Source organism: Anaerorhabdus sp. (genome assembly GCF_036657415.1).
Lineage (GTDB): Bacteria > Bacillota_I > Bacilli_A > Erysipelotrichales > Erysipelotrichaceae > Anaerorhabdus.
Window position 1 is genome coordinate 1 of record NZ_JAVXGL010000056.1, and the last position, 12,614, is coordinate 12,614.

Here is a 12,614-nt window from a genome sequence, read left to right on the forward strand (position 1 = left end):
GTTGTAATTCTTTTGATAAGTTTAATTCAATAAATTTCATATTTTTTTCTCCAAGCGCATATTATATCATAATGATAAGGAAAAGTATAGAATGTGCTATAATAGTTATTAATTTCACTTGATGGATAAGTATTGCTTTTTATTTTTAAAGGAGTACACTAGAGATTGCTATTGATTAAGGGTGATAGTTATGAATAAATCAAATTTGTCGTTTAGACAGCTACTATTTAAAAAGCTTGGTCCAATGCCTTTACTGGCTTTGAGTTTTGTTCTTGTAATCTTAACAGGAAGTATTCTGTTGTGGTTACCAATTTCAAATAATATTGCTCCACAAAGTTATTTAGATAACTTATTTGTAGCTACAAGTGCAACTTGTGTTACAGGCTTGGTTCCTTTTCCTGTTGTTGAACAATATAATCGATTTGGACAAATTGTAATTATTTGTTTAATGCAAATTGGTGGGCTTGGTTTAATGACTATCTTATTCTTGGTCGTTTCCTTGATGAAACATAAATTAATGTTAAAAGAAAAGAAACTTATTCAAGATTCGCTAAGTAAGACAGATTTACGTGATGTGCCTAAGTTTATTCGCAGTATCGTAAAATATACGCTTGTCTTTGAGGGAATTGGTGTAATACTCTTTGCAATTCGATTTATTCCTTCATATGGCATATCAGAAGGACTCTTCAATTCAATATTCTTATCAGTTTCTGCATTTTGTAATGCGGGATTGGATAATATGACTGTTTCAAGTTTAGCTCCATTTGTGAATGACCCATTAATTAACTTTACTGTTTGTGGATTAATTATTACTGGGGGGCTAGGATTTGTTGTATGGCTTGATTTAAGAAATAACATCACAGCAGCATTTAAAAAGAAGTGTGCGTTGAAAAAAGTTAAACAAATGCTTGCGGTACATACTAAACTTGTTCTACTTATGACAGGTTCTTTGTTAGCGATTGGGACAATATTGATTTATGCATTAGAATTCAATAATCCAGCTACACTTGGTCCTTTAGGCGAATTTGAGAAATGGATGGCTGCTTTCTTCCAATCAACTACACTACGTACGGCAGGATTTAGTACAGTATCAATTGCGGCGCTTAAACCAGCAACGCAATTTATTATGTGTATCTTTATGTTTATTGGTGGATCTCCTGGAGGTACTGCAGGGGGTATTAAGACAACAACATTTGCAATGCTATTTATCTTTATTATCTTTATATTAAGAAATGACAATCATATTAATGTCATGAAAAGAGATATTCCAAGAGTGAATTTTATGAAAGCATATGTCGTTACTATGATGTACCTTAGTGCTTTACTTATATCAGTATTAATTCTAAGTATCACTGAAAATTTACCTTTCCTTGCTCTAGTATTTGAGAGTTTCTCTGCAATTGCGACAGTCGGTCTATCAATGGATGTGACTCCACTCTTGTCGAGTATTGGAAAAGTTGTTATTATACTATTAATGTTTATTGGTCGTGTTGGACCGATAACGATTATTGTTTCTATCTTCAGAGTAGGAGCAAAACAAAAACAAAAAGAGATTGCATATTCTCATGGCGATATATTAATCGGGTAGGAGCAAGAAATTATGTCAAACAAAAACAAAACATTTGCAATTTTAGGATTAGGAATCTTCGGTTCAACAATTACTAAATCATTGTCAGATTTTAACTATGAAGTTATCGCGGTTGACCGTGATATCGTTTGTGTTGATCGTATTGCTGAATTTGCAGCGAATGCAGTTCAAGCTGATATTACAGATATCGAACAGTTACGTGCAATCGGTGTACAAGATTGTGATTGCGCTGTTGTTGCAACAGGGTCACATTTAGAAGATAGTATTATGGCTATCATGAATTTAAAAGAACTTGGTGTTCCTTATATTGTTGCAAAAGCAAAAAATAAGAAATACATGCAAATCTTTGAAAAGATTGGTGCAGATCGTGTTATCCGTCCTGAAAAAGAAATGGGTGAACGTGTAGCTAAACAATTAGTATCAAAGAGTATTGTGGATTTAATTGAAATTGATAGTGAATACAGTGTAATTGAAATAGTAGCACCTGAAATTTGGAATAATAAATCATTGAAAGATTTAGATCTAAGAACTAGTTTTGGTATCAATGTATTAGGTATTCGTAAGAAACCAGGAGAACACTTATCAATTTCTCCAAGTGCTGATTATGTTATTGAAGCAAATGATCGTCTACTTGTAATTGCAGATAATCTTGTTTTTAAGAAATTTGATAAAAGTTTTAATCGTTAAAAAAAGTATTTAATCATGAAAAAAAGTATGTTATCATAAACATGTTGTAGAAAAGGAGGTGGCATCATGTCAAGCAATAAATTTACATTTAAACCAAATGGTACTTGTTCTAGACTCTTTGAATTTGAGTTAGAAGATAATATTATTAAGGACTTCACTATTACTGGTGGATGTGATGGAAACCTCAAAGGGATCTGTAGTATTATTAAGGGCAAGACCGTCGAAGAAGTCATAAGTGCTTTTAACGGGATTACTTGTGGTAACAAGAGTACTTCTTGTCCAGATCAAATCGCGAAATGTTTAGCGGAACAAACTCGCTAATTATGTAAAAAGCACGCAAGTGTTTTTTTATTTTACTTTATTAAAGGGGGAAACGGTATGAGTAAATGGAGTTTTATAAAGAAGTATTGCAAAAATAATCAAGGAAAACTTCTTTTAATGGTAGTAGTAACCTTGGTGTATGCATTACTTAATCTAGTTTCACCACTAATCTTTAGTTTTTTCATTGATAACATAATTGACAACAAGCCAATCACAAATAAGTTGTTTGGGGATATTCTCACTTTTTTAGGTGGAAGAGATTATGTTAGAAACAATTTGTGGATTGGGGCAGCGTGTGTATTGTTTGTAAATGTGTTCGTATGTTTGGGTGTATTTATAAGAGGACGTATGAATGCGGTAATTTCAGAAAATATGAGTTACCATATTCGTAATGATTTGTATGATCACTTACAACATTTACCTTATGCATATCATGTATCTGCAAAGACAGGGGATTTGGTACAACGATGTACAAGTGATGTTGAACAAGTTCGTAAAGTTTTCGCAGGACAATTATCAGAAATGATTTATTCAGTTGCGACAGCAGCGATAGCGATTATTGTATTATTTTCAATTTATCCACCAATGGCTGTTTTAGCGATTATTAGTATGCCATTATTAATTTTCTATGCATTTATCTTTTTCAAGAATACACAAAAAACATTCTTGGCTTCAGATGAAGCAGAAGGTGTAATGACGACAACAATACAAGAAAGTTTATCTGGAATTCGAGTTATCAAAGCGTTTAATCGTGAACGATATGAGATTGATCGTTTTGAGAAAAAGAATGCGGTATTCAAAGAATTAACATTTAAATTAATACGCTTGCTAGGCTTATATTGGAGTACTAGTGACTTGATTTGTTTGGGACAAATTTTATTGATTTTGATTGTAGGTATATTCACAGCAATTGATGGTAACTTATCTGTAGGAAACTTCTTTGTTTTTATTTCATATGAAACAATGATTTTATGGCCAATAAGAAATTTGGGTAGAATTCTAGCAGATATTGGTAAAGCGACAGTATCAGTTGGACGTTTGAATGAAATTTTAAATGAACCAGTAGAAGATATTACAACAGGTATCACGCCAAAAATCGAAGGACATATTGTATTTGAACATTGTGATTTTCAATACCATGATGCAAATGAACCTATTCTTAGAGATATCTCTTTTGAAATTAAAAAAGGTGAAACGGTGGCAGTTATTGGCCCAACAGGTGCAGGAAAATCAACGCTAGTCCACTTATTATCACGTTTATATGATTACACAAGCGGATCAATTAAGATTGATGGTCACGAATTGAATGAAATTCAAAGAGAACATATTCGTCGCCATATTGGGATTGTATTACAAGAACCATTTCTATTTTCTAAGACAATTCATGAAAATATTCGACTTGCGAATCGTTTCTCAGATGATACAAAAGTAGAACGAGCAGCTCGTGTGGCATCAGTACATGAAGTTATTAAAGAATTTGAACAAGGATATCAAACACTTGTTGGTGAAAAGGGAGTAACCTTGTCTGGTGGTCAAAAACAAAGAATTGCGATTGCTAGAACAATTATTAATGAAACACCAATTTTAATTTTTGATGATAGCTTAAGTGCTGTTGATACAGAAACTGATGCGAATATTCGTCATGCTTTAAATGATTTAAATAAAGATACAACAAAAATTATTATTACTCAACGTGTTTCTTCAGCTCAAGATGCAGATAAAATTCTTGTCATTGAAGATGGAAGAATTACACAAGTGGGTAATCATGAATCACTTATTCATGAAGATGGATTATACAAGCGAATTTTTGAAATCCAAAGTTCATTTATTCTAGGGGGTGATGACAATGACTAATCAATTCCAAGAACAGGAATATAATACAGAATCACTGGATACAAGCTTATGGCGTAAGATACTCGGGATGATGAAATCGCAAAAGAAGAATTTATATATGTTGTTCTTTCTAAATTTCTTTATTGCGATACTTGATGTAGCTTTTCCATATATGAATAAAATTGCAATTGACTATTTTGTTGGTAATGGAGTCATTGACTACAAACTTACTATTTTTGCGATTGTCTTCATTGTGGGTATTATTACACAAGCAGCAATTGTTTATTTGTTCTTCCTTCAAGCAGGAAAAATTGAGATGAATTTCGCTTACGAAGTAAGAGAAAAAGCATTTCATAAACTGCAATCATTATCATTCTCATATTTTGACAAGACACCCATTGGTTGGTTAATGGCTCGTATGACAAGTGATATCGGACGTTTAGCGGAAATTTTATCATGGAGCTTGATGGATTTAGTTTGGGGTTTCTCAGTTATGATTGGTGTTACAATCGTAATGTTTGCGGTAAACTGGAAACTAGCTTTATTGGTATTAATCGTTGTTCCAATACTTGCTTATTTAAGTGTATGGTTTCAAATAAGAATACTTAAAAGTTATCGATCTGTAAGAAAAATTAATTCAAAGATTACTAGCGGATTTAATGAAGGAATTACCGGTGCTAAAACTACTAAAACTCTTGTCCTTGAAGAGAAAAACTTTAAGGAGTTTGATCAAGAAACTACGCTTATGCGTAAATCGAGTATTAAGGCAGCTACTCTATCAGCGTTATTTATGCCAATTGTAATGGGATTAGGTTCAATTAGTACAGCGGCAATTTTATGGTATGGTGGCTATGAAGTTTTATTAGGTACACTTCAATTTGGTACTTTGATGATGTTTACTCAGTATGCAACTCAATTTTTTGAACCTCTTCGTCAAATAGCTCGTTTAATTGCAGAGTTACAAATGGCTCAAGCGAGTGCTGAACGGGTACTTAGTTTATTGGGTACTCAACCAGAAATAATTGATAAGCCAGAAATTATCGAAAAATATGGAACACTATTTGATCCTAAACCTGAAAATTATGAACCAATTCAAGGAAACGTAGAATTTAAAAATGTATCCTTTCATTATTTACCAGGAGAACCAGTTCTTAAAAACTTTAATTTATCAGTTAAAGAAGGTCAAACAGTCGCGTTAGTTGGTGAAACAGGATCAGGAAAGAGTACAATTGTTAATTTACTTTGTCGTTTCTATGAACCAGTTGAGGGTGAAATTTTAATTGATGGTGTAGAATATCGCGATCGTTCATTAGGATGGTTACGATCACGCCTAGGATATGTTCTTCAATCACCGCATTTATTCTCAGGAACAATTAAAGAAAATATTCGTTTTGGGCGATTAGATGCAACGGATGAAGAAATTATTGATGCATGTAAATTAGTAAATGCGCATGATTTCATCGTTAAATTAGAAAATGGATATGATACTGAAGTTGGAGAAGGTGGAGGAAAATTATCAACTGGTCAAAAGCAATTGATATCCTTTGCTCGAGCAGTGTTGGTTAATCCAAGAATTTTCGTTCTCGATGAAGCAACATCTTCCATTGATACAGAAACAGAACAAATTATTCAATATACGATTGATCATGTTTTAACTCATCACACTAGCTTTATTATCGCGCATAGATTGTCAACAATCGTAAATGCGGATATAATTTTAGTTATTAAGAAGGGTGTCGTGGTTGAATCTGGAACTCATCAAGAATTATTAGATAAAAAAGGATATTATTATCGTTTGTATTCTAACCAATTCAATGAAGATCTTGAAAATCAATTATTACACAAAGGGGTTAAAAATGATTTCGTACAAAACTGATAACAAAATTGAATGTGCAATTGAAGAGGGAATCTGGCTAGATTTTCTAGAACAAACGTGGGTTTATTTTATTAAAGATACTGTTTGGCAAGAAGAAGAGATTCAAAATTTCAAACGCAATAAAATTCATTTAAGTTATTTTCAAAAAGGAATTATTGATGGCTTTTTGCTAGAAATAGATGATATGCTTGAAATATCAGACGTGCCATTCTGTATTCTAGATGCAAATAAAGAATTTTTGAATACATTAAAGGACAATCAAAACTATAATGCATTATTCTTGTTAATTAATGAGGCGAATGAAATTTGTGCTCGTCGTGAATCAACGCTATCTGGGCAAATGAGCCTAGATATTAAGCATTATTTACGTGAACAACGTACTAATGATTATGATGAAAAAGCATTCAATATAGCCCTTACTAAGATGCAAAAACGTTATGAACCCTATGAATTAGAAGAATTCATTAAATCAAAACAATCACTTTAAGTGGATTTATTATTAGACTAGTTTAAAACTAGTCTTTTTGTTATAATAATCAAAGGTTGGTGAAAATATGAAACGTAGAGATATATTTATTATATTGGCTATATTGGCTTTAGACTTAGGAACAAAATACATTGTGCAAACAAATTTGGATTTGCATAAGCAAATTCCAATTATTGAGAATTTCTTTTATCTTACATACGCAAAAAATACAGGAGCTGCATGGAGTTTATTCTCAGGCAGAGTGAGTATTCTAGCACTAACATCATTAGTGGGTGTTTGTTTATTTAGTTTTATGTATGTTAAAACTCCTGAAAAAGATAACTTTGGACGAATTTGTTTAGCAATGATGATTGCTGGAGCTGCTGGAAACTTGGTTGATCGCGTTTTCTTTGGCTATGTTCGTGATTTTTTAGATTTCTATATTTTGGGATATGATTTTCCAATATTCAATGTAGCTGATATGGCGTTATGTATTGGGATAGGTTTACTTATCCTTCAAACTATCTTCAAAAAGGAGGAGACGCATGGAGAAAATTAATATCATTGTAGATGAAACAAATGAGGGTACACGAATAGATACATTTATTCGTGATTACTGTGAGGAGCTATCACGTTCACGTATTCAACAATTACTTGATGATGGATGTATACATGTAAATGATGAAGTGAAGAAAAATAAATATAAAGTAAAGGCTGGAGATGAAATTGTTGTAGAGATTCCGGAAGTTAAAGAACTCGAAGCGATTCCACAAGATTTGAACTTAGATATACTTTATGAAGATGATGACATTATCGTCATTAATAAACCTAAAGGAATGGTAGTACATCCAGGTGCAGGGAATCCTGACAATACACTGGTTAACGGATTACTATTTCATTGTAAAGATTTATCTGGAATTAACGGCATATTACGTCCAGGAATTGTTCATCGTATTGATAAAGATACAACAGGATGTATTGTTGCTTGTAAAAATGATAAAGCCCATGAAGCGATATCAAAACAGCTATCTAATAAAACATGTTCACGTGAATATATCGCTATCGTGCATGGTGTTATCCCACATGACAACGGAACTATTGATGCGCCTATTGGACGTGACCCAAAAGACCGCCAAAAAATGGTAGTGACCGATAAAAATGCTAGAGATGCAGTTACACATTTTAAAGTGGAAGAACGATACAAAAATTATACGTTAGTGAGTTTCAAACTTGAAACTGGTAGAACTCATCAAATTCGTGTTCATATGCAATATATTGGTTTTCCAATTGTAGGTGATCCAAAATACTCACTGCGCAATACTCGTCAAGATACAGAAGGACAAGTATTACATGCCAAGGCATTAACACTTGTACACCCAACAACAAAAGAAACGATGACATTTAATGCACCACTACCACCATATTTTGAGAAATTAATTGAAGAATTGAGGAGTGAATAATATGGTTTCTGAAAAAGAGATTGCGACCTATAAATTAGCTCAATACTTTGTAGCTAAATATCAATATAAAATTGTAGAAATTCAAGGAAGTGCTAAAGAGATTTGGTTGGGATCAACACATAGTGATAAGTATCCAGTGATTCGAATTTCAACATCATCAATTTCATCAACATTTTTTGATAAGACGAGATTGCTTGAAATTCACGATACAATTTGTAAATTCTTTAATGTAAAGGCTAAATTATTAGATATTCATTTAGATGATGAAGCAATTGATACAAGTGAGGATGATCTTGTTCAAGTAACTATCGTAAATGACAAACTTGAAGGAACAGATATTACACAAGAGTTTCCAGATATTCTAACGTTTTCAAATGATCAACAAGACAAAAAACAATTTAATCCAATGGATAAATTAAAAGAAATGTCTAGAAACAAAGCACCTAACGACATTATGAACAAAAAACCAGTTGTTTCATTTGTTGTTGCGATAATTTGTTTGGCTGTATTTGTCTTGGTGAATTATATTACTGGACTATTGGGTGGTGATGGGAACGCAAGTGCCGCAGCATCTATTATTGTGGGTGGCTATTATAAAGCATTTGTTGTAGTCGGTGGAGAATTTTTTCGTTTTCTAACTTCAGGATTTGTTCACTATAATATGATACATTTACTTGTGAATATGATTGCGCTAATTAATTTAGGGCAAATACTTGAGAAGGTATATAGTCGTACACAATATTTACTTATCTTACTAGGATCAATAATTACAGGATGTATCTTCGTATTTGTTGCCCAAGGAAATGTTCTAGTTGTTGGAATAAGTGGTGGACTTTATGGTTTGATGGCAGCACTTCTAGTTTATGGATTTGATTCAAAAGTAATTTATAATCCAGCAGTCGCAAGAAGTTTTATATCAACATTATTGATTAATGTCATGATTAGCTTTCTACCAGGTGTATCATTTTTTGGACACATGGGAGGATTCATTGGTGGATTATTCATTGCCTTATTCATTACTAAAAATAAGACATGGAAGTTGCTTAAACAAAATGCACTTATTGCGTTAGCTATACTTTTAGTTTTTGTTGGTTATCGTGCAACGAAAAGCTTTACTATTTCGCCTATTTACTATATAACTGATCTTCAAGTTTTAGATTTTATGGATTCGGTTGGATTTAAAGGATATAGTCAATCGATGCTTAATAAATTAAATAAATTTTATGTTTTTTAAATCAAATAAAAAGAGGAGATTACTATGAAAAGGGAAAATGTATTAAATTGGGATCAATATTTTATGGGACTTGCTCATTTGTCAGCATTACGTTCCAAAGATCCATCTACACAAGTAGGAGCGGTTATTGTAGATAGTACAAATCGTGTCGTAAGTATTGGATATAATGGACTACCTAGAGGATGTAATGATGATGAATTTCCTTGGGGTAGAGAAGGTGGAATGTTAGAAAGCAAATATGCGTTTGTGGTTCATGCTGAATTGAATGCGATTTTAAATAGTCCACGTCCAGTGAAAGAATGTTCAATTTATGTATCACTATTTCCTTGCAATGAATGTGCGAAGGCAATTATTCAATCTGGAATTTGCCGCATAGTATATGAATGTGATAAGTACGCTGATACAGATGCAGTAAAAGCAAGTAAAAAAATGTTAAGGGCAGCAGGAGTAGAATGCGTGCAATTAACAGAAAAAATATCAATTAATGTAAATATAGAAAAAGGGGATATCTAAAGATATTCCCTTAATTTTTCAGTGTTCTTGAAATGAACCTTTGCAACATTAGTAAGTTCTTTTTCGCCAAATTTTTTAACAAACTCAGCAGCATTACGGTCAACTGCATCACTGGCACCTTTCAAAAAAGTCATATTATAATGCGATTCGTAATTTTTAAGACTCTCTAGAAAAGCATAACGAGCAATAACTGAAGCACATGCAACAGCTAGATATTTATTCTCAGCCTTAGTTTCGAAATGGATATTTCGAATAATGATTTTTTCTTTTGCAAGATAACGATAATATAAATCTTCTGGCGCAAATTGATCAACAACTACTAGCTCTGGTAAAGGATGCTTTTTGCTAAGATTTATATAGGCTTGGTTGTGAAGTTTAGCCTTGATTGCATTCATATTTGAATGTTGATGAACGACGTTGTATTTTGAATTTGGAAGAATTAATAAACTATGTGGACATAATTTCATAATATCAGGAGCTACTTTGACAATAATATCGTCTGTCATCATTTTAGAATCTTGAATACCATAAGATGTTATTGTTGAAATTGCATTCTCAGGAACAATACAAGCACAAACACAGATTGGGCCGAAATAATCACCTGTTCCAACTTCGTCGCTACCGGCATGTGATTGGATAGTTGATTTATTGCTATCCATAAAGGCAGATGCAAAAATTTCAGCATCAGTACCCTGAAAAACTACCTTCTTAGATTGATATGCAGTAATAACACAACCTTCGAGTTTGCATTGAAATTGTGCATACGCAGGAGTTTTATCACTCAGTGAATCATGAAATGTAGAATGAATTTTATCGATTTGATTTTGAGTACATAAAAGTGTAATTGTAGACATGATTTTACCTCGGTATTATCATACCATAAGATTTGCACTTCTTTGTATAATTAGTTATTATTATAGGGATTGAGAGGTAAGCAAATGAATGTTTCAGGATCATTTATAATGATTATAAATATATTAATTTTAGCATTTTATATAATCATGTTTTTTGCGGGATACAAAAAAGGATTTTTACTCCAAGTTGTTGATATTATTGGATTGTTAGTTACGATTTATTTAGCGTGGTTATTTGCACCTGTACTTGCAACATATTTTGAAATATGGCCTAAATCAATGGTACCATTACAAGATACAATTTTTGGTACAGCAATCAGTAATTATATAAATCAACTGGTTTGGTTTTTTATCATACTTGTTGCGATTAAACTCTTACTTTTAATTATTAGACCCGTAATTAAAATGTTACAACAAATTCCACTTCTTAAACAATTAAATGGTTTATTAGGAGCATTATTCAGTTTTTTTTCTTCAACAGTATGGGTAATACTAATATCTTTTATATTAACACTTCCATTTTTTAGCGAAGGACAACAAATTGTACAAAAATCATGGATGAGTCCGATATTGGATACAGCTACAAATTTTGTGAAAGAGTTGGAAGAACCATTAAAGAAAAATGATGCTCTTGCGAAACTTACAAATAACATGAATGATTTATCAGAAAATGACCGAGAAGAACTTAAGCAGTGGTTTGAAGAAAATAATTTAGATGAGGTTGGAAAATAAAATGAAAATGTTTAGTGGAATAGAATTAGAAACAATAAAAGCACAAATGGCTTCGCTTTGTGCTTTTAGTCTTGGTTCAAATAAAATCATGGAGTTAGAACCTAGTTTTAGTCCACTTGTGCTTAGAAGAGAAAACAAACGAATTGAAGAAGCGTTACGTTGTACAGTAAAGTATGGTGCAATGCCTTTTTATGGTTTGAAAGATATAAGCACATTACTAGAATCTGCACATAAGGGAATTTTGTTGACACCACTGGATTTTGTTGCAGTGATTCAACATATCCGTGCTTGTGCAGCAGTAGTTAGCTATAAGAATAAAATTGAAGAAGAATGTGAAGAGATTGATGATTTAGTATCATCAATTCAAGTGTTTAAGAAAATCCAAGAACATTTAGAAAACTGTTTCAATGAATATGGAGAAATTTTAGATTCTGCTAGCCCAGAGTTAAAATCAATTCGTAAGAGCATATTAAAAATTGATCAAGAGATTGCGAATGAATCTAGTAAATTCATGCAAAAACATGCTGCATCAATGATTGATAATATCGTAACTACAAGAAATAATCGAGTTGTTGTTTTAGTGAAGGTTTCAGACAAAAATAGCTTCGGTGGTTTTGTACATGGTGAAAGTGCCTCAGGACAAGCTGCATATATTGAACCATCAAGTTTTATTGAACTTAATAATCGAAAACAAAGTGCAATATCAAAAGAGCAAGAAGAGATTGAAAGAATATGTCGTGCTTGCAGTGAGATGGTTAGTGATATTGCAACTGATTGTTTGAATAATTTAGAAACATGTGCTATTTTAGATGCTTTGTTTGCAAAAGCACAATGGGGTAAAAATGAAGATGCTATTGTAGCAACACTGACTACAGAAAGAAATATATATCTTAAGAGTACTCGTCATCCTTTAATTGATCGCAAGAAGGTTGTTTGCAATACCTATCGAATTATCGAACCAACACGAGTGTTACTAATAACAGGACCAAATACAGGTGGTAAAACGGTAAGTTTGAAATGTCTTGGTCTGGCGGTGTTAATGACTTATTG

At 32.4% G+C, this 12,614-nt stretch carries 12 protein-coding genes and 1 pseudogene; 12 read left to right on the plus strand and 1 reads right to left on the minus strand.

Annotation, left to right across the window (positions count from 1 at the left end; all coding sequences use genetic code 11):
- Window positions 1-190 precede the first annotated feature (190 nt).
- The 10 genes from RSB60_RS08205 to RSB60_RS08250 all read left to right on the plus strand — a co-directional run bounded on the left by RSB60_RS08205 (window position 191) and on the right by RSB60_RS08250 (window position 9,978).
- Window positions 191-1,588: a TrkH family potassium uptake protein gene (locus RSB60_RS08205; RefSeq protein WP_323380391.1), complete on the plus strand. Its 1,398-nt coding sequence runs from the start codon at window positions 191-193 to the stop codon at window positions 1,586-1,588.
- 12 nt (window positions 1,589-1,600) lie between these two features.
- The gene (locus tag RSB60_RS08210; protein ID WP_323380392.1) at window positions 1,601-2,275 is read left to right on the plus strand and encodes a potassium channel family protein; all 675 of its coding nucleotides are present in this window, start codon (window positions 1,601-1,603) and stop codon (window positions 2,273-2,275) included.
- A 66-nt stretch (window positions 2,276-2,341) separates the two neighbouring features.
- Window positions 2,342-2,596: a TIGR03905 family TSCPD domain-containing protein gene (locus RSB60_RS08215; protein WP_323380393.1), complete on the plus strand. Its 255-nt coding sequence runs from the start codon at window positions 2,342-2,344 to the stop codon at window positions 2,594-2,596.
- 57 nt (window positions 2,597-2,653) lie between these two features.
- Window positions 2,654-4,450, plus strand: coding sequence for an ABC transporter ATP-binding protein (locus tag RSB60_RS08220; RefSeq protein ID WP_323380394.1), 1,797 nt, complete (start codon window positions 2,654-2,656; stop codon window positions 4,448-4,450).
- A complete protein-coding gene (locus RSB60_RS08225; protein ID WP_332615684.1) occupies window positions 4,443-6,305 on the plus strand; it encodes an ABC transporter ATP-binding protein in 1,863 nt (620 codons plus the stop codon). Before RSB60_RS08220 ends, RSB60_RS08225 begins: the two co-directional genes overlap by 8 nt.
- Entirely contained in the window at window positions 6,286-6,792 is a 507-nt protein-coding gene (locus RSB60_RS08230) for a hypothetical protein (protein WP_323380396.1), read from the plus strand. The genes RSB60_RS08225 and RSB60_RS08230 overlap by 20 nt, the downstream gene beginning before the upstream one ends.
- 67 nt (window positions 6,793-6,859) lie before the next feature.
- Window positions 6,860-7,330, plus strand: a complete 471-nt coding sequence (gene lspA, locus RSB60_RS08235) for a signal peptidase II (RefSeq protein WP_332615687.1) — start codon at window positions 6,860-6,862, stop codon at window positions 7,328-7,330.
- A complete protein-coding gene (locus RSB60_RS08240; protein ID WP_323380398.1) occupies window positions 7,317-8,231 on the plus strand; it encodes an RluA family pseudouridine synthase in 915 nt (304 codons plus the stop codon). The genes lspA and RSB60_RS08240 overlap by 14 nt, the downstream gene beginning before the upstream one ends.
- 1 nt (window position 8,232) lies before the next feature.
- On the plus strand, window positions 8,233-9,465 hold the full coding sequence (locus tag RSB60_RS08245; RefSeq protein ID WP_332615689.1) for a rhomboid family intramembrane serine protease: 1,233 nt from the start codon (window positions 8,233-8,235) through the stop codon (window positions 9,463-9,465).
- A 24-nt stretch (window positions 9,466-9,489) separates the two neighbouring features.
- Window positions 9,490-9,978 carry a deoxycytidylate deaminase gene (locus tag RSB60_RS08250; protein ID WP_323380400.1) on the plus strand — a complete coding sequence of 163 codons (489 nt, stop codon included), beginning with the start codon at window positions 9,490-9,492 and terminating at the stop codon, window positions 9,976-9,978.
- Here RSB60_RS08250 and rnhC read toward each other — a convergent pair.
- Window positions 9,975-10,832 carry a ribonuclease HIII gene (gene rnhC, locus RSB60_RS08255; protein WP_332475084.1) on the minus strand — a complete coding sequence of 286 codons (858 nt, stop codon included), beginning with the start codon at window positions 10,830-10,832 and terminating at the stop codon, window positions 9,975-9,977. The two genes, RSB60_RS08250 and rnhC, sit on opposite strands and share 4 nt — an antisense overlap.
- An 84-nt stretch (window positions 10,833-10,916) precedes the next feature.
- Between rnhC and RSB60_RS08260 the strand changes: the two genes are divergently transcribed.
- Both RSB60_RS08260 and RSB60_RS08265 read left to right on the plus strand, forming a co-directional pair.
- Complete coding sequence (locus RSB60_RS08260) at window positions 10,917-11,564, plus strand: CvpA family protein (RefSeq protein ID WP_332615692.1); 648 nt, start codon at window positions 10,917-10,919, stop codon at window positions 11,562-11,564.
- A gap of 1 nt (window position 11,565) precedes the next feature.
- A pseudogene (locus RSB60_RS08265) lies at window positions 11,566-12,614 on the plus strand (endonuclease MutS2); the annotation flags it as partial.

Excerpts from the sequence above, each read along its gene's own strand:
- RSB60_RS08260 (WP_332615692.1), top strand. The coding sequence starts at position 10,917 with ATGAATGTTTCAGGATCATTTATAATGATTATAAATATATTAATTTTA.
- RSB60_RS08220 (WP_323380394.1), top strand. The coding sequence starts at position 2,654 with ATGAGTAAATGGAGTTTTATAAAGAAGTATTGCAAAAATAATCAAGGA.
- RSB60_RS08215 (WP_323380393.1), top strand. The coding sequence starts at position 2,342 with ATGTCAAGCAATAAATTTACATTTAAACCAAATGGTACTTGTTCTAGA.
- RSB60_RS08225 (WP_332615684.1), top strand. The coding sequence starts at position 4,443 with ATGACTAATCAATTCCAAGAACAGGAATATAATACAGAATCACTGGAT.
- RSB60_RS08240 (WP_323380398.1), top strand. The coding sequence starts at position 7,317 with ATGGAGAAAATTAATATCATTGTAGATGAAACAAATGAGGGTACACGA.
- lspA (WP_332615687.1), top strand. The coding sequence starts at position 6,860 with ATGAAACGTAGAGATATATTTATTATATTGGCTATATTGGCTTTAGAC.
- RSB60_RS08230 (WP_323380396.1), top strand. The coding sequence starts at position 6,286 with ATGATTTCGTACAAAACTGATAACAAAATTGAATGTGCAATTGAAGAG.
- RSB60_RS08245 (WP_332615689.1), top strand. The coding sequence starts at position 8,233 with ATGGTTTCTGAAAAAGAGATTGCGACCTATAAATTAGCTCAATACTTT.
- RSB60_RS08205 (WP_323380391.1), top strand. The coding sequence starts at position 191 with ATGAATAAATCAAATTTGTCGTTTAGACAGCTACTATTTAAAAAGCTT.
- rnhC (WP_332475084.1), bottom strand. The coding sequence starts at position 10,832 with ATGTCTACAATTACACTTTTATGTACTCAAAATCAAATCGATAAAATT.
- RSB60_RS08250 (WP_323380400.1), top strand. The coding sequence starts at position 9,490 with ATGAAAAGGGAAAATGTATTAAATTGGGATCAATATTTTATGGGACTT.
- RSB60_RS08210 (WP_323380392.1), top strand. The coding sequence starts at position 1,601 with ATGTCAAACAAAAACAAAACATTTGCAATTTTAGGATTAGGAATCTTC.